This is a genomic window from Photobacterium angustum (genome assembly GCF_003026365.1).
Taxonomy (GTDB): Bacteria; Pseudomonadota; Gammaproteobacteria; order Enterobacterales; family Vibrionaceae; genus Photobacterium; species Photobacterium angustum.
The window spans coordinates 14,837-32,236 of sequence record NZ_PYOM01000031.1 but is presented as its reverse complement, the minus strand read 5'-3'; the positions used below and the strand labels follow the sequence as shown (position 1 = coordinate 32,236).

14 protein-coding genes and 1 pseudogene are annotated in these 17,400 nt (G+C 36.8%); 12 read left to right on the top strand and 3 right to left on the bottom strand.

The genetic code is table 11. The features are described 5' to 3' along the window. The 12 genes and pseudogenes from CTN01_RS21975 to tsgA all read left to right on the top strand — a co-directional run. Positions 1-711: glycosyltransferase (locus tag CTN01_RS21975; protein ID WP_146150441.1), on the top strand; the 711-nt coding region annotated here is incomplete at its 5' end. Beyond that, entirely contained in the window at positions 708-1,424 is a 717-nt protein-coding gene (locus CTN01_RS21970; RefSeq protein WP_045148364.1) for a hypothetical protein, read from the top strand. The genes CTN01_RS21975 and CTN01_RS21970, both read left to right, overlap by 4 nt. After that, positions 1,421-2,599 carry a GDP-mannose 4,6-dehydratase gene (gene gmd, locus CTN01_RS21965; protein ID WP_045148366.1) on the top strand — a complete coding sequence of 393 codons (1,179 nt, stop codon included), beginning with the start codon at positions 1,421-1,423 and terminating at the stop codon, positions 2,597-2,599. The genes CTN01_RS21970 and gmd overlap by 4 nt, the downstream gene beginning before the upstream one ends. 5 nt (positions 2,600-2,604) lie before the next feature. Next, positions 2,605-3,567 (top strand): GDP-L-fucose synthase, encoded by a 963-nt coding sequence (gene fcl / locus CTN01_RS21960; RefSeq protein ID WP_045148417.1) that lies wholly within the window; start codon positions 2,605-2,607, stop codon positions 3,565-3,567. 2 nt (positions 3,568-3,569) lie between these two features. Continuing rightward, entirely contained in the window at positions 3,570-4,025 is a 456-nt protein-coding gene (locus CTN01_RS21955) for a GDP-mannose mannosyl hydrolase (protein ID WP_045148367.1), read from the top strand. Between the two features lie 18 nt (positions 4,026-4,043). After that, positions 4,044-5,450, top strand: a complete 1,407-nt coding sequence (locus tag CTN01_RS21950) for a mannose-1-phosphate guanylyltransferase/mannose-6-phosphate isomerase (protein WP_045148368.1) — start codon at positions 4,044-4,046, stop codon at positions 5,448-5,450. Next, positions 5,450-6,877, top strand: a complete 1,428-nt coding sequence (locus CTN01_RS21945) for a phosphomannomutase (RefSeq protein WP_045148369.1) — start codon at positions 5,450-5,452, stop codon at positions 6,875-6,877. Before CTN01_RS21950 ends, CTN01_RS21945 begins: the two co-directional genes overlap by 1 nt. A gap of 13 nt (positions 6,878-6,890) precedes the next feature. Beyond that, positions 6,891-8,057: a nucleotide sugar dehydrogenase gene (locus tag CTN01_RS21940; protein ID WP_045148371.1), complete on the top strand. Its 1,167-nt coding sequence runs from the start codon at positions 6,891-6,893 to the stop codon at positions 8,055-8,057. A gap of 2 nt (positions 8,058-8,059) precedes the next feature. After that, positions 8,060-8,818: a glycosyltransferase family 2 protein gene (locus tag CTN01_RS21935; RefSeq protein WP_045148373.1), complete on the top strand. Its 759-nt coding sequence runs from the start codon at positions 8,060-8,062 to the stop codon at positions 8,816-8,818. A gap of 162 nt (positions 8,819-8,980) precedes the next feature. Beyond that, the gene (locus CTN01_RS21930; protein WP_052666583.1) at positions 8,981-10,216 is read left to right on the top strand and encodes an exopolysaccharide biosynthesis polyprenyl glycosylphosphotransferase; all 1,236 of its coding nucleotides are present in this window, start codon (positions 8,981-8,983) and stop codon (positions 10,214-10,216) included. Positions 10,217-10,785: 569 nt separating this feature from the next. Continuing rightward, positions 10,786-11,354, top strand: a pseudogene (locus tag CTN01_RS21925) (dTDP-glucose 4,6-dehydratase); the annotation flags it as partial. Positions 11,355-11,567: 213 nt separating this feature from the next. Next, positions 11,568-12,758, top strand: coding sequence for an MFS transporter TsgA (gene tsgA / locus CTN01_RS21920; protein ID WP_045148376.1), 1,191 nt, complete (start codon positions 11,568-11,570; stop codon positions 12,756-12,758). Between the two features lie 353 nt (positions 12,759-13,111). On the opposite strand, the gene CTN01_RS22850 is transcribed toward tsgA, so the two are convergent. The 3 genes from CTN01_RS22850 to ald all read right to left on the bottom strand — a co-directional run bounded on the left by CTN01_RS22850 (position 13,112) and on the right by ald (position 17,202). Further along, positions 13,112-13,261 carry a GNAT family N-acetyltransferase gene (locus tag CTN01_RS22850; RefSeq protein ID WP_155395447.1) on the bottom strand — a complete coding sequence of 50 codons (150 nt, stop codon included), beginning with the start codon at positions 13,259-13,261 and terminating at the stop codon, positions 13,112-13,114. A gap of 1,290 nt (positions 13,262-14,551) precedes the next feature. After that, a complete protein-coding gene (locus CTN01_RS21915) occupies positions 14,552-15,808 on the bottom strand; it encodes an aromatic amino acid transport family protein (RefSeq protein WP_045148377.1) in 1,257 nt (418 codons plus the stop codon). A 278-nt stretch (positions 15,809-16,086) separates the two neighbouring features. Beyond that, entirely contained in the window at positions 16,087-17,202 is a 1,116-nt protein-coding gene (gene ald, locus CTN01_RS21910) for an alanine dehydrogenase (RefSeq protein WP_045148379.1), read from the bottom strand. Positions 17,203-17,400: the final 198 nt, after the last annotated feature.

Below are 17,400 nucleotides of genomic sequence, written 5' to 3'. Positions count from 1 at the left end.
GAAATATACTATATAAGATTGCTAAGTTTTTTAAATGTTAAGTTTATTGCAAACAGTAAGGATATTTCAAATCTCTTTTTTGATAATGTTAAAATAAAAGCTGACATTGTAATTCCTCCATTTATGAATGCATCAGAGCTCAATAAAAAACTATCAGCGAAAAGTAAAGATAAAAAAAACAAGAAAATATTCTTTACTTTAACAAGGCTTGTAGAAAGAAAAAATATAAAAAATGTAATATATGCTTTGTCAAAAATTAATACTATTGATTTTGTCTATTACATTGCAGGCTCCGGACCGTGCTTGGATTCTCTTAAAAAAACCATTAATGAGTTAGGTTTAGAAGAAAAAATTCAATTATTGGGAAGAGTATCCGAAGAGCAGAAAGAAAATTTATTATTAAACACTGATCTCTTTATATTACCGTCATTATTCGATATCAAAGATGGTTCAATTGAAGGTTACGGTATTGTCTATATTGAAGCTAACGCTTTTGGCATTCCTGTTATATCAGGTAATACTGGGGGCATTACTGAGGCTGTGATAGATGGTAAAACGGGATTTCATTCCGATGGAAGTGTTGAAAGTATTTATAACTCAATACTTAAAGCGATTGATCATGATTTTGATGGGGAATATATTATAACTCATGCTTTGAAACATGATTATAGTGTACAATCTGAATTACTTCACACGCTAGGTATCAAATGATAGAAACTCCGTTACTGATAACTGCTTCCATTGATGTGTTCTCCCCTCACACTGCAATATGTGATAAAGAAGAACGTCTAAATCAGTACATTTCAGCTCTAAAAGAAATATTCTCTCAAAAAGTATTTTTGAATATCGTTTTTTGTGAGAATACAGGTTATTCAAAACAAGAATTTTTGAATAAGGTTGATGTTCCCGAGTATGTTAACTTTGAATACATTTCATTTAATGGTGATAAGAATTGTGTTTTAATATTTGGTAAAGGTTATGGTGAAGGTGAGATAATTAAATACTCATTAAATCAAAGTGAACTTCTTAATCATTATGAGTATTTCTTTAAACTAACAGGTCGGTTATACGTAAGAAATATTTCAATGTTTTTAAGGAAAGAAACAAAAACATTTTTCTTTCGCCCACCATCTCTAGAGCAAAATAAGATTGATACAAGATTCTACTGTGTATCAAAAAATTTTTATCTAAATAATTTATTGAATGCATACCTTGATGTTAATGATGATAAGGGATATTTTCTTGAGCATGCCTTTAATGATAAACTAAGCAAAATAAGGAAGAATTCTTTTTCTTTCTTTTATCCTGATATTATAGGGTTGAGTGGTTCTACAGGAAATGTTTATACATTATCATTAGCACGTAAGCTTAAACTCCTTATTAAGTCTTTTTGTAAGCACTCATTAGTGAGAATTGAAAAATGAAAACAGCTTTAATTACAGGTATAACAGGCCAGGATGGTTCATATCTTGCAGAACTATTACTAGAAAAAGGGTATGAAGTACATGGTTTAATTCGTAGAGCATCGTCATTTAATACAGAACGTATTGACACAGCAATAGCAAATTCAGATAACATTCATCTACATTATGGGGATTTAACAGATTCCTCTAATCTTATTCGCCTTGTAAAAGAAATCCAACCAGATGAAATTTACAACCTTGGTGCGATGTCTCATGTGGCGGTGTCTTTTGAATCTCCTGAGTATGCGGCTGATGTTGATGCGATGGGCACTATTCGTCTGCTTGAAGCAATCCGTATCAATGGCCTTGAGAAGAAAACCCGTTTCTATCAAGCATCGACTTCTGAGCTTTACGGTGAGGTGCAAGAAATCCCTCAGCGTGAAACCACACCTTTCCATCCGCGTTCCCCTTACGCTGTAGCAAAAATGTACGCTTACTGGATTACAGTTAATTATCGCGAATCTTACGGTATGTATGCATGTAACGGTATTTTGTTCAACCATGAATCACCACGTCGTGGTGAGACATTCGTAACGCGGAAAATCACACGTACGGTTGCCAATATCTCTCAAGGTTTAGAGTCTTGCTTATACCTAGGTAATATGGATGCGCTTCGCGATTGGGGTCATGCTAAAGATTACGTGCGAATGCAATGGATGATGCTACAACAAGAAGTAGCTGACGATTTTGTTATCGCAACAGGCAAGCAAATCTCTGTGCGTGAGTTCGTACGTATGTCTGCAAAAGAAGCGGGTATTGAGCTTGAGTTCACAGGTGCGGGTGTGGATGAGATTGCAACTGTTACTGCGGTTGATAGTGAGAAAGCACCAAGCGTTAACGTCGGTGATGTGATTGTTCGTGTCAGTCCTAAGTTCTTCCGTCCTGCAGAAGTAGAGACCTTGCTAGGTGACCCAAGCAAAGCAAAAGAGAAGTTAGGCTGGACTCCGGAAATTACTGTTGAAGAAATGTGTGCTGAAATGATAGCTTGTGATATTAACAAAGCGAAGCAGCATGCTTTACTTAAAGCCAATGGCTTTGATGTGGAAATATCTGTCGAGGATTCATCTTCATTTGCTAAGGCGATTGATGAGCTATTGGTAAAAGCTCATGGTTTAGCGGGTGATGAAAAAAAGTAATGACCATGAAAAAACGTATTTTTGTTGCTGGTCACCGCGGTATGGTGGGTTCAGCAATTGTTCGTCAATTATCTCAGCGTAATAACGTTGAAATCATTACGCGTACACATAGCGAGCTCGATTTATTAAATCAACAAGCAGTCAGTGACTTCTTTGCTGAAGCACGTATTGATGAAGTGTACTTAGCTGCTGCAAAAGTAGGAGGTATTCATGCTAATAATACTTACCCTGCTGATTTCATTTATGAAAACTTGATGATGGAATGTAACATCATCCATGCTGCTCACCAGCATGATGTACAGCACCTGCTATTTTTGGGCTCATCGTGCATTTATCCTAAATTGGCTGAACAGCCGATGACCGAATCAGCATTACTTACGGGTACGCTAGAAGCGACTAATGAGCCATATGCAGTTGCAAAAATTGCCGGTATTAAATTATGTGAATCGTACAACCGTCAACACGGTCGTGATTACCGCAGCGTCATGCCAACGAATTTATATGGTGAGAACGATAACTTCCACCCTGATAACTCACATGTTATTCCTGCTTTGATGCGTCGTTTCCACGAGGCGAAATTAAATAACGACAACGAAGTAGTCGTGTGGGGTACTGGCACTCCAATGCGTGAATTCTTGTTTGTTGATGATATGGCTGCTGCTTCTATCCATGTAATGGAGTTAGATAACGAGACTTATCAAGCCAATACGCAACCAATGCTATCACATATTAATGTGGGTACTGGTGTTGACTGTACTATTCGTGAAATGGCAGAGACTATGGCAAAAGTCGTGGGCTTTGACGGTGATGTAGTCTTTGATAGCACCAAGCCTGATGGTACACCGCGTAAATTAATGGATGTGAGCCGTCTTGCTGATTTAGGTTGGCATTATAGCGTGAGCCTAGAAGATGGTTTAACGCATACCTATAAGTGGTTCTTAGCAAATCAAGATAATTTTAGGAAATAATGATGACACAACGGTTAGATACACACACATTCCAAACCGTTGTGGCACATACTCCACTTATTTCGCTTGATTTAATCGTTGAAAATGCAGAAGGTCAGGTGTTGCTTGGTCAGCGCTTGAATAAGCCAGCACAAGGTTATTGGTTCGTCCCTGGCGGGCGAGTATTAAAAGATGAAACCTTGGCAACTGCATTTGCTCGATTAACGAAAGAAGAGTTAGGGGTTGAGCTGCAATTGTCTGATGCGGCCTTAATTGGTCCGTTTGAACATTTTTATGATGATAACTTCTCGGGTGATGACTTTACTACTCATTACGTTGTACTGGGTTATCGTCTAAAGCTTGATGTATCGCTGACGCAATTACCCAAAGAGCAACACGGTCACTATCAATGGTTTGATGTGATAACCTTACTTAATGCTGACGATGTTCATCGTCACACCAAGCTTTATTTTCTCTAAACAAAAGAAGAACGGATTATGCTTCTACCTGTAATCATGGCAGGCGGCTCAGGTAGCCGTCTGTGGCCGTTATCTCGTACACTTTATCCTAAACAATTTTTAGCGTTAACCTCAGATGCAACTATGTTACAAGAAACGGTTAAGCGTCTTGATGGCATTGAACATCAAGCTCCATTACTGATTTGTAATGAAGAACACCGTTTTATTGTGGCAGAGCAATTGCGCATAGGTGGTATGGATAACAGTGGGATTATCTTAGAGCCAGTTGGACGTAATACTGCTCCCGCTATCGCGCTTGCAGCACTTAAAGCCGTATCCAATAATGAAGACCCATTATTGTTAGTATTAGCAGCTGATCATGTTATTCAAGATAATAATGCTTTCCTAGCGTCAGTCCAACACGCTAAAGCCGAGGCTGAAAAAGGAAAACTTGTCACTTTTGGTATTGTACCGACACACCCAGAAACGGGCTATGGGTATATCCATCGAGGTGAAGCATTGAATAATAATGCTTATAGTGTGGATGCTTTTGTAGAAAAGCCACAGTTAGATACTGCCAAAGCGTACGTTACTAGCGGTGAATATTACTGGAACAGCGGTATGTTCCTCTTTAAAGCTTCTCGCTACTTGGTTGAGCTTGAAAAATATGCTCCTGAAATATTGGCTGCTTGTAAAGCTGCAATGCATGATACCAAGTCTGATTTAGACTTTACACGTTTAGACAAAGGCACTTTCATGACATGTCCTGATGATTCCATAGATTATGCCGTGATGGAAAAGACACAAGATGCAGTAGTTGTGCCAATGGATGCAAACTGGAGTGATGTGGGCTCTTGGTCGGCACTTTGGGAAGTCAATGAGAAGGATGAGTCTGGTAATGCGACGCGTGGTGATGTGTTAGTTGAAAATACCACTAACAGCTATATCTACTCACAAGATAAGCTGGTTGCCACTGTTGGTGTTGAAGACTTAGTGGTGGTTGAAACTAAAGATGCGGTACTTGTTGCACACAAAGACAAAGTGCAAGATGTGAAAGGTATTGTTGGTCAGCTTAAACAAGCCAACCGCTATGAATACTTGCAACACAGAGAAGTGTATCGCCCATGGGGAACACATGATGAAATCGCAGAAGGCGACCGGTTCCACGTTAAACATGTGATGGTCAAACCGGGTGAGTGTACTGCAACCCAGATGCACTACCACCGCGCTGAGCATTGGGTAGTCGTGAATGGGACAGCCAAAGTAATCAATGGCGATAAAAGTTATTTACTGACGGAAAATGAATCAACGTATATTCCTATCGGTTCTCCGCATTCGATTGCGAATCCTGGGCAAATTCCTTTGGAGTTAATTGAAGTACGTTCTGGCGCATATCTATCGGAAGATGATGTGGTGCGTGTTGAGGATTATGGAGTGGGGTATTAATGGTGCTAGTGACAAAAGAGGTTATTAAAGAGTCGGGTATACAATTTGGTACCAGTGGTGCTCGAGGATTAGTTGAACAGTTCACCGCTAATGCTTGTGCTGCTTTTACTCATGCATTCATTACTTCTATTCAATCAAAGTTTGAATTCCAGCAAGTTGCTATAGCGATTGATAATCGACCAAGTAGCCCGGCAATGGCACAAGCATGTGCCAAAGCGATTGAGCAGCTTGGGCTTGAGGTGATTTATTATGGTGTGGTACCAACCCCCGCGTTAGCTTACGTATCAATGCAAGATAATATCCCTTGCATTATGGTCACGGGCAGCCACATTCCTTTTGACCGTAATGGCTTAAAGTTTTACCGTCCCGATGGTGAAATCAGCAAAGCGGATGAGCTGGCTATTTTAAATGCCACGGCTGAATTTGAAGCTATTACGGGTTTACCTGTCTTAACTGTCAGTAATAAAGCGGCAAGTCAATATAGTGAGCGCTATACTTCTTTGTTTGATAGTCAAATGCTGACAGGCAAGCGTATTGGTATTTATGAGCATTCCAGTGCTGGGCGAGACCTGTATGCACCGATGTTTGAAGCATTAGGTGCTGAAGTCATTGCTCTTGAGCGTAGTGATGAGTTTGTACCGATTGATACCGAAGCGGTATCAGACGCAGACAAGCAAAAAGCAAAAAACTGGTCAAAAGAATATAATCTTGATTTTATATTCTCAACCGATGGTGATGGTGACCGTCCATTGGTCGCTGATGAAAACGGTGATTGGTTACGTGGTGATATTTTAGGCTTACTGTGTGCTGATGCAATGAATATTGAATCACTAGCCGTACCTGTAAGTTGCAATACTGCCATTGAAAGCTGTGAGCGTTTTAATCATGTAACACGCACAAAAATAGGCTCACCTTACGTGATTGCTGAATTTGATACGTTAGCCAAACAATATAATTCAGTGGCGGGTTTTGAAGCCAATGGTGGTTTTTTATTAGGCTCAGACACCATTGTTAATAATAAAGCGATTAAAGCCTTACCAACACGTGATGCCGTCTTACCTGCTCTCATGCTATTAGCAGCAGCAAAAGAAAAGCCAATATACGAATTAGTTAATGCTTTGCCACAGTGTTATACACATAGTGATCGTATTCAGAATTTTGCGACAGAAAAAAGTCTAACAATTTTAACTAAAGCGAAAGAAGATATTTCACAATTTTTGTATCAATTGAAATGTGACGAAATAAAAGTTGATTCAATTGACACAACAGATGGATTAAGAATTAATTTTGATAGTGGAAATGTTATTCACTTTCGCCCATCAGGTAATGCTCCCGAACTTCGTTGTTATGCGGAGTCATCTTCTGTTGATAGAGCTATCTATTTAGTAAATCAAGCTTTAGAAAACATTCAATTAATTAATCACTAAAATTGGACATAAAATGAAAATTGCTATTGCTGGTACAGGATATGTCGGCCTGTCTAATGCTATGCTTTTAGCTCAGAATCATGAAGTTATTGCCGTAGATATTATCGAAGAAAAAGTAAAATCACTGAACGATAAAATCTCTCCAATAGTGGATAAGGAAATTCAAGATTTTTTGCAAAATAAAGAGTTAAACTTCACTGCCACTTTAGATAAAGAGTTAGCTTATAAAGATGCTAATTATGTGGTCATTGCCACCCCAACAGATTACGATACTGAAAATAACTATTTCAATACATCATCAGTAGAAGCTGTAATTAAAGACGTAATAGCAATAAACCCAAATGCTATAATGGTAATCAAATCAACTGTACCTGTTGGCTATACTAAGCAAGTAAAAGAGCAGTTTAGCTGTGAGAATATTATATTCTCGCCAGAGTTCTTACGTGAAGGTCGAGCACTTTATGATAATCTCTATCCATCTCGTATTATTATAGGAGAGCAAAGTAAACGAGCTGAAGTATTTGCTAATTTACTTTTCGAAGGCGCAGTTAAGAAAGATATCCCAGTATTGTTTACAGACTCTACAGAAGCGGAAGCGGTAAAGTTATTCTCTAATACTTATCTTGCAATGCGTGTTGCTTATTTTAATGAATTAGATACTTATGCTGCATCTAATGGTTTAGATTCACGTCAAATTATTGAAGGTGTTGGTTTAGATCCTCGTATTGGTAATCACTATAATAACCCATCATTTGGTTATGGTGGTTATTGTTTACCGAAAGATACGAAACAACTACGTGCCAACTATCGTGATGTACCTAATAACATCATTGGTGCGATTGTTGATGCAAACACTACTCGAAAAGATTTTATTGCAGATTCTATTATTGCTAAAAATCCTGATCGCGTTGGTATTTACCGATTAATTATGAAGGCGGGTTCTGATAACTTCCGAGCATCAAGCATTCAGGGCATCATGAAGCGCATTAAGGCTAAAGGGATTGAAGTGGTTGTTTACGAGCCCGTATTAAAAGAAAATGAATTCTTTAATTCTTTAGTGATTGAAGATCTAAATACCTTTAAACAAGAATGCGATGTGATTGTATCTAACCGTATGGTTGAAGAACTGTCTGATGTCGCAGAGAAAGTGTATACACGCGATTTATTTGGCGGGGATTAACTATGACAGATAATAAGCCTATTGTTTCGGTTATTACTCCTTCTTTTAACTGTGAAAATAGTATTTCAAGTACGATAGAGTCGGTAATAAATCAATCTTTTACTGATTGGGAAATGATTATTGTTGATGACTGCTCTACAGACGGTTCTGTAGGTGTCATTGAAAACTATATTGAAAAAGATTCTCGAATTAGGTTAATTAAAAGATTGTGGAATGCGGGACCTGCAATAGCTAGAAATGTTGCTATTGAAAATGCTCAAGGTCGTTATATAGCATTTCTAGACAGTGATGACCAATGGTTTGAAAATAAATTAGAAAAGCAAATATCATTTATGCAGGATAATAATATTGAGTTATCTTATACTGCATATAATAAGTATGATTTCAGAGGTAATCATTTAGGTGTATATAAGCCAAAGCTAAAAGTTAATTATAGTGATATGCTGAAAAGTAATCGTATTGGCTGTTTAACTGCTATTTATGATTCAGAAAAATTAGGTAAAGTTTATATGCCTAACATATCAAAACGTCAAGATCTTGGTCTTTGGTTACGTATACTTAAGATGGTACCTTTTGCATATGGGATGGATGATATTCTTGCTAATTATCTTGCTGTTCAGCCTAATAGTGTTTCATCAAATAAAATAACTGCAGCGAAATATCAATGGCGATTATATCGTGAAGTTGAGAAACTACCTTTTAAATTAAGTGCTAAAAACTTTCTTAGTTATGCTTATCTTGGTTATAAAAAATCTAAGTAAGATTTATTTGATACAATAAGTGTAATAAAAACATAGCACTATTGTTGTTTTTGCTTAAAATTCCTATTTATAAGGCTTTATTCATAAGAGTCTATATAAACGCATGAAAGTAAATTATACTATTTGCTTTAAATATGAATTTTTGATATTTGAGAAATCTTAATGAACATAAAATCAATTCAAAAATTGTTATCGAACTCATACATATGCCATATCATTGGTATTTTTTTTGTCGTTTCTATTTTGAATCTACTCTTTCCATATAGACCAGAAACTATAGTAAATTCTATTTGGATCACAGCTGGATGCTATCTTATTAGTGCTATTGTTTTACCCAAAATATCAACGTATTTGTTAGTTGAAAGAAAATATTATATTTTACCTGTAGTAGTTACGGTATTTGTTGTCGCAATGAGTCTAGTTTTCTTAACTCGTGTCGATTATTCTAGAAGTGCCTTAATTTATGGCGGAATAATTTCTTTTTTTTGGTTCTATATTACATCACTCATTCGTCAAGAGTCTCAGCGTTTAGTATTATTTGCAATTGCAAATTTTGATATTAAATCTCTTAATCAAAAAGGACGTGTTCGTGTTATAGAACTTAAACAACCTTACAACATTAAGGATGTCAAAGGTGGTTTAGTTGTTGATTTACACAGAAATTTGACTCCAGAGTCAGAGAAGTTTATTGCTGATTGTAGTTTGGCAAATATTTCTGTGTTCCATGCTGAAAGTATTAAAGAGATGCTTGAAGGTAAAGTTCAGACAGAACATTTATCTGAGAATGCAATAGGTACTTTGCTACCAAATCCACTTTATATGACGTTTAAACGTTTTTGGGAATCGTTAATAATTATAGCATCTTTTCCTATCACTTTGCCGATTATGGCAATTACTGCGATCTTAATAAAATTAGAAAATCCAGGTCCTGCAATGTTTATACAGGAACGAGTAGGTCAAGGTGGAAAAGTTTTTCGTATCTACAAATTTCGCAGTATGACTGTAAAAGAAGCAGGTGCTGAAGATAAATTTGCGACTCAAGAACAAGCTCGTGTTACAAAAGTAGGTAAAATTATCCGTAAAGTACGTATTGATGAATTACCTCAATTCTTTAATGTACTGAAAGGTGATATGTCTTTAATTGGTCCTCGACCAGAACAAGATAGTTTCGTTAAACAATTTGAAAAAGAAATTCCATTCTACGGTTATCGTCATATGGTTAAACCAGGAATTACCGGTTGGGCTCAGGTTGTGCAAGGTTATGCTGATGATACAGAATCAACAACTGAGAAATTAGCTTTTGATCTCTATTACATTAAAAACTTATCTTTTTGGTTAGATATTAATATAGTTTTTAAAACTATCCGTACTATGCTTACCGGTTTTGGTGCTAAATAGTTTAATTTTAATTATTTTTAGCCGAATAAAACTTGTTGCCCGATATTAGTTCTAATATCGGGCTTTTTTGTTTTGAACGCTAGTCGGGTTTAGCCACGCTAGAGTGCGTATAAAATTCGAAAAGGCGCTGCCGTCATTGCGTGCAGCGTTAAATACATATGGAGTATAAATCTCAAACAATAAGCTTGTATTACTATGTCCAGCATCTGTGATACATAGAGTGGATCGATCACCATAGTCATTGGTAAACAGAAATCGTATGGTTTAGTTAACGCTGCGGTAATACGCTTGAGACACGATGATAAAATATCATTGATGGGTATAAATCGCGACATGATTTCGTTTTTTTTTACATCGATAATTTCTCCTTTTACCATATTTTGGTGGACTTTATTTAAGTGATGATCAAAATCAATATGCTTAATCAAGAGACTATGAACTTTACATCCCCGTCATAAGACGAGTTAGAAAATAGCCATACTATATAGATTTGGCATAGTCTAAAAAGCGTTTCACTTCCTGTAATCATCATCGGTGAGCTATCTATTTTTTCACCACAAGCGAAGCCGTTTACTGAAACCTCACCGTATCAACCCTCGAGTCCTTACTCGGCATCAAAAGCATCAAGCGATCATCTAGTCAGGGCGTGGCACCGCACTTATGGTTTGCCTGTTATTGTAACCAATTGTTCAAACAGTTATGGCGCGTATCAATACCCTGAAAAGCTGATCCCCGTAGTGATATTAAATGCCTTAGCAGGAAAACTGCTTCCTATTTATGGCAACGGTTTGCAAGTGCGTGACTGGTTGTATGTTGATGCTCATACTAAAGCATTGGTAACAGTGGTGGAGAAGGGAAAAGTTGGCGAGACGTATAATATTGGTGGTAACAATGAACAAACCAATATTGCTGTTGTTCATGCTATTTGCGATTTACTGGAGATCTTAGTACCTAATAAGCCGCAGGGGGTAAGGCATACCGTGACTTGATTACACATTTGGATGATCGCCCAGGTTATGATAAACGTTATGCGATTGATATTACGAAAATTGAGTAAGATCTTGGGTGGAGGCCGCTAGAGAGTTTTGAATCTGGTTTAAGAAAAACGGTTCAGTGGTACTTAGCCAACCTATTGTGATACTTAATAATAACCACGAGTTAATTTATAAACAGCTAGATTAATATTTGTTCTTTCTTGTGTTTTTAACTGAATCAAACCTGAAATATGTGGTTTTTAATCAGAGTCAAATCCATAATCAATATTCTTTGTGAGTATAATCACAATTCAATGTGATATGAATTGATAGCATTCATCACATTATTTTCTATTAGAACGTTTTCAGGTTTTGCAATGACAAAAACAAATCGCAACCTCCTGACATGGATTAGTTTTTTATCATATGCGCTAACAGGCTCATTGATTATCGTCACTGGTATTGTAATGGGGGATATTGCTAAATATTTCAGCTTACCAATATCAAGCATGAGTAATACCTTTACCTTTTTAAATACGGGTATCTTAATATCAATTTTCCTCAATGTATGGTTGATGGAAATAGTACCGTTGAAGCGCCAGCTTATCTTTGGTTTTTGTCTCATGGTCTTGGCGATTTTAGGGCTAATGCTTGGACATAACTTGGCAGTTTTCTCTGGCTGTATGTTTGTATTAGGTGTGGTGAGTGGTATCACCATGTCGATTGGTACCTATTTGATCACCCATATCTATGAAGGTAAGCAACGCGGCTCTCGTCTATTGTTTACAGACTCATTTTTTAGTATGGCAGGGATGATTTTCCCAATAATTTCTGCAGCGGTTCTGGCTCATCATCTTCAGTGGTACTGGGTGTATGTGACTATCGGTATTATTTACCTAGCGATTTTTGTGCTGACGTTATTTGCCGAATTCCCTGTACTGGGTAAAAAAGACGAAGAAGAATTTGAAGTCATCCCTGAAAAAGAGAAATGGGGCTTAGGCGTTGTATTCTTAGCGATTGCGGCCTTATGCTACATTCTTGGTCAACTCGGTTTTGTTTCTTGGATCCCTGAATACGCGACAAAACAGCTTGGTATGTCGATCACCGATGCGGGTCACTTAGTCAGTTACTTCTGGGGCGCATACATGGTTGGTATGTGGATCTTTAGTGCTATTTTGAAAAAGTTCGACCTACAGCGTCTTGTGATGGTGCTATCGGCATTAGCGACAGTATTAATGTATTGGTTTAATAAAGATACTGATGCGAAAACATTACTGTATGTGATCTCTATTCTTGGCTTCTTTAGTAGTGCGATTTACACCTCAATTATTACGCTAGGCTCACAGCAGACTAAAGCATCATCACCGAAGTTGGTTAACTTCATTTTACTTTGCGGCACTATCGGTACTATGTTGACGTTTGTGGTAACCAGCCCAATCGTGGAGAGCTTTGACCCACATGCAGCATTAGTTACAGCTAACGGTTTGTATGCTGTTGTCTTCTTGATGTGTTTATTAGTGGGTTTTGTGACTAAACACCGTATTCATGGTCACGCTGACGCGGCATAAAGGATTAAAGCCACTATGGTTACTATTATGGTGGCTTTTAGTGATGCATTTCTCAAGATATGAATGTTATGTATCTGACTTAAATTCAAGTTGCCAGCATCCTACAGAAATAAAACGATCAAATTTAAAACCGACATTGTATATTTCCCGACCAGATTAAAGCCTAACGATTTATTTAGGCGAACATTTACGGCATTGGGGAGTGTGATGAGAGCCATCACATCTTTAATGCCTATTGCTTTGAACTGTGTAAGCAAAGCTTGATTCAATATTCTACCATATCTGCCACCAATATTCTGATTTGATATGTAGATTGTGTATTATGCCGTATAGCGATAGGCACTTTTTGTATGTCATGGACAAGATGTGTCTTGTATTTTGATTATCTGTTCAGGCACTTGTTGGTTTGTCAGCTCTTTTTCCTCAAATGTGATTATCGTTTCGTTGACATAGTAGTTGTAGATTTTAGCGATAGCGCCTGCATTAACTGTTTTTATATCCATATTGATCCTTCAAGTATCCAAGTAAGCGTGATTATATCTAGTTAGTTACTATCATATAAAATAGTGGAAGCAGTGAAATAGAGCTGAAAATTAATCACTTATATTAAATAATAGAAATAAGATAAAAGTGCCTTTTTTAAGAGTCGTTATGTGAGACTTTATCTTTTAGACTTTTCCATTATAGAGATAAAAATTAGTCCTTATTTGCTTAAGATATTTAAAGCCACGTTTCCTTGTAATACTTTATCTAACCTCTTTCATTTCAAGTTATTCAATTCGATGCGATAGACAATAGTTTAAATTTTCTTGATAAAATTATCTTCTGAACAAAAAACTACAGCATTGGTTAAAAATATAACATCCTGTGTAATAGAAAGATGACTAACTAATAACAATATATTATTCTGCATTATAATTTTTAGGAATAATGGCATTGATGAACATAGCTAAACCTTTTTATAAATAAATTAAAATCTTCCATAATTCATTGATATTAAACCTAACTATATATTCATAAAGCTTAATTATAACTCTCATAACCATGCTGTTGTTAATTAACATTGAAATTCGCTTTATATCAGTAGGTAAGTTAAACAACATTAATAGCTTGTTGTTAAGTTTTCATTCATTTAACAATGTAATAATGAAGGTTCTTTTTAATATTACGGGGGTGTTATTACTTTTAATTACTGGGCATTATTTTATGTTTTTTATTTTTTGTGTGTGAATAATTACCATAAAGAATAATAATTGAAACTACATGTGTGCGTTGTTGCATTTGGTGCAGTGATAGTAGTAAAATTGAATTTATAAATTCAGCTTTTTTATTTTAACGCTTTCAATGTTATTAATCTAAAAAAATTAATATTTTTTTACTTAATAACTTTCTAATAGAGTATTGAATTTAATTATTTTAAGACTTATGAAGCGCTGTTTTATTGAGGGGGGGGGATGTGAAAATAAAATGTAAAGAATGTGACAGCCTTGATATATCAAGAGTGCACCGTACGCTAATTGAAAGACTCTACTTAAAGAAAAAGTATTCTTGTTATAATTGTGGAGCCTTAATTAGAGTTAGACGAAATGAGTCAAAAAAGTAAAAAAGTTATTCAAGAGATTGTCAAAAAAAAAGCTCTAATTATCTTACTGAAAACAAGAAAAAAACTAGTTGAAAAAAATAACTGAACGTAACTCATTTATTTTATTGTCATAAGGTTATTTAGCTAAAGATAAGGCTACTTAAAAATAGCCCTCGTTATAAAAACCGCCACTATTGTGGCGGTTATATTTTTAAATAATATTGTATAAAATTGCAGAGATAGCAATTAAACCGATAACAGTAACGAAAATATTACTTATCTTTCCGCGATATTTCTTCATTGATTCAACATTTCTAATTGCATACATCGGAAGAATAAATAAAATCAGGGCGATCACTGGGCCTGAAAATGTTTCCATAATACCCAGTACACTTGGATTTTTTACTGCGGCATACCATACTGAGAAAAATAAAATACCAATAGTAAGTTTATTAACAACCTTAGGTTTTAGGTTGGTATGTTTGGCAATGATCCCGCTTAAACTTTCTCGTCCCCCAAGGAAGTGACCAAAGAATGATGAGACTATCGCAATACAAGCAATGAATGGACCAAATGACGCAATCAAGCCACTTCCAGTCACATTTGCAAGGTAAGATAAAATAGAAATGTTTTGTGCCTTAGCTTCGGCTAATTGAGCGGGGGTTAAGCTTAGTGCACAAGAGAAAACGAAGAATAATACAAAGGTGATTAACATCATCGATGTGTGTTTTAAGATAAAGTCGACACGCTTACCTGCTTGCTCTCCGTAATGTCTTTTCTGGGCAACAGAAAAACTGGAAATGGCTGCTGTGTGGCTGAAGGCAAAAATAGTGGTAGGAATAGCGAGCCATAGGGTTTGAGTAAATGTTTTTGCATCTGGCATTTCAGCAAAATTTGGCATTTGCCAGTTAGGGATCATGTAAAGCGATATCCCAAATAAGATGAAGACTAATGGATAAACAATCACTTCAAAGGCGCGTAATACGGTTTTTTCACCGGCCGTCATCACTCCAATCAAGAGAGCGACAAGAACACCAGATAGCAACACCCGCGATGGTGTAGCCATACCCATTTGATTCACCATAAAGCTTTCAACGGTATTGGTTAATCCCACCCCATAAATCATTAGAATCGGAAAAATAGATAAGAAGTAGAGTAGTGAGATCAGAAAGCCGAAGCGGTGACCAAAATGTTCTTCGGCAACATCGGTAAACTCAGCTTTCAAGCTATTTGACGATAAAATAAATCTTGCTAAGCCACGGTGGGCTAAAAATGTCATTGGTCCTGCCAGTAAGGCTATAGTGATCAAAGGCCAGAAACCATTTACACCAATATTGATAGGTAAGAATAATATCCCTGCGCCAACGGCTGTGCCAAATAAGCTTATGATCCAGGTCTTATCATGTTTATTGAGGGTAAGTTTTTGTTCTGTGTTATAGGAAACTTCAACGTTATTTGAAAACGACATGTGATTGACCTTATTGGTTAATGTATTTGTTATAGGTTTTTTCATATCGAATACAATGCTAACAAATTGATAACCTTTGCAATATTCCCAAAAGGAATACTTGCTACTTAGATCGCATTAATATTTTTGTTTTTTAATTTATTTTGAAGTTTTATTTTGATAAGTATGTTTTTAGTGGCGTTATATTTTGAGTTGGTGGGTTTTGTAAGGAGATAAAAACTCCTGCTGGAGAAATGAATAAGATAACCAGCAGGAGGAAGGGGGTGTGGTGCTATAAATTATGCGATAGCAGAGTCTGCATCAACATAAGGTAAATCCAGTGATGTAGCCACGCTCTCACAAGTGATCTGTCCACGGTAAACATTTAGACCATTTAATAGGTGCTTATCGTCTTGTAGTGCTTTTTTGTAGCCTTTATTTGCAAGGTTAACGATGTAAGGCAGTGTTACATTGTTAAGTGCCACTGCTGATGTACGAGCAACCGCCCCCGGCATGTTTGCAACACAGTAGTGAACCACATCATCAACAATGTAAGTAGGCTCGCTGTGCGTTGTTGCATGAGATGTTTCTACACAACCACCTTGGTCGATAGCAACATCGACAATTGCAGAGCCTGGTTTCATCTTCTTGATCATTTCAGCGGTAACCAGTTTCGGGGCCGCAGCACCAACGACTAGAACACCACCGATAACAAGATCTGCTTCAAGTACATGTTTTTCGATTGAGTCATTGGTTGAGAAAACCGTTTTCAGCTGACCATTGAACTGTGCATCTAGTTGGCGTAGTACATCGATATTACGGTCAATAACAGTTACATCAGCTTGTAGACCTAGTGCCATTTGTGCTGCATTTGCACCTACAACACCACCACCAATAATCACAACTTTTGCTGGCTCAACACCAGGTACGCCGCCAAGTAACATGCCACAGCCGCCGCGAGATTTTTCTAATGCGAATGCGCCAGCTTGGATTGACATGCGACCAGCTACTTCTGACATTGGTGCAAGAAGTGGAAGGCGACCATGTTTATCTGTCACGGTTTCGTAAGCAATACATACGGCTTTGCTATTAATTAGATCATGCGTTTGCTCTGGATCCGGGGCTAGGTGCAGGTAAGTAAATAGAATTTGCCCTTCGCGAAGCATTGCACGCTCAACAGCTTGAGGCTCTTTTACTTTAACAATCATTTCTGCTTCTGCAAAAACGTCAGATGCAGTTGCTAGGATTTGTGCACCTGCATCAATGTAGTCTTGATCGCTAAAACCAATACCTGTGCCTGCGTTGGTTTCGACATAAACACGATGACCATGAGAGATCACTTCTTTAACTGACGCTGGGATCATACCTACGCGGTATTCATGTGTTTTGATTTCTTTAGGGATACCAATGATCATAATCTAAGCCTTAATATCTGTTGTTTTGTTTATTACTTGTTATTGGAATGATTAATAGGTTAAACAAAATCATTTGAAATGTGTCACTCTTTTTTAATTAATATCCAACAAAAGAAACCAGTTTTTTGTTTGTTTTTGGTGTTAAAAACCAAATTAGATCTGCGTCACAGTTGAAAGTTTTACATTTGTGGTTGTTTT

Coding starts and splice junctions, on each gene's coding strand:
- CTN01_RS21970 (WP_045148364.1), top strand. CDS start 708: ATGATAGAAACTCCGTTACTGATAACTGCTTCCATTGATGTGTTCTCC.
- gmd (WP_045148366.1), top strand. CDS start 1,421: ATGAAAACAGCTTTAATTACAGGTATAACAGGCCAGGATGGTTCATAT.
- fcl (WP_045148417.1), top strand. CDS start 2,605: ATGAAAAAACGTATTTTTGTTGCTGGTCACCGCGGTATGGTGGGTTCA.
- CTN01_RS21955 (WP_045148367.1), top strand. CDS start 3,570: ATGACACAACGGTTAGATACACACACATTCCAAACCGTTGTGGCACAT.
- CTN01_RS21950 (WP_045148368.1), top strand. CDS start 4,044: ATGCTTCTACCTGTAATCATGGCAGGCGGCTCAGGTAGCCGTCTGTGG.
- CTN01_RS21945 (WP_045148369.1), top strand. CDS start 5,450: ATGGTGCTAGTGACAAAAGAGGTTATTAAAGAGTCGGGTATACAATTT.
- CTN01_RS21940 (WP_045148371.1), top strand. CDS start 6,891: ATGAAAATTGCTATTGCTGGTACAGGATATGTCGGCCTGTCTAATGCT.
- CTN01_RS21935 (WP_045148373.1), top strand. CDS start 8,060: ATGACAGATAATAAGCCTATTGTTTCGGTTATTACTCCTTCTTTTAAC.
- CTN01_RS21930 (WP_052666583.1), top strand. CDS start 8,981: ATGAACATAAAATCAATTCAAAAATTGTTATCGAACTCATACATATGC.
- tsgA (WP_045148376.1), top strand. CDS start 11,568: ATGACAAAAACAAATCGCAACCTCCTGACATGGATTAGTTTTTTATCA.
- CTN01_RS22850 (WP_155395447.1), bottom strand. CDS start 13,261: ATGGATATAAAAACAGTTAATGCAGGCGCTATCGCTAAAATCTACAAC.
- CTN01_RS21915 (WP_045148377.1), bottom strand. CDS start 15,808: ATGTCGTTTTCAAATAACGTTGAAGTTTCCTATAACACAGAACAAAAA.
- ald (WP_045148379.1), bottom strand. CDS start 17,202: ATGATCATTGGTATCCCTAAAGAAATCAAAACACATGAATACCGCGTA.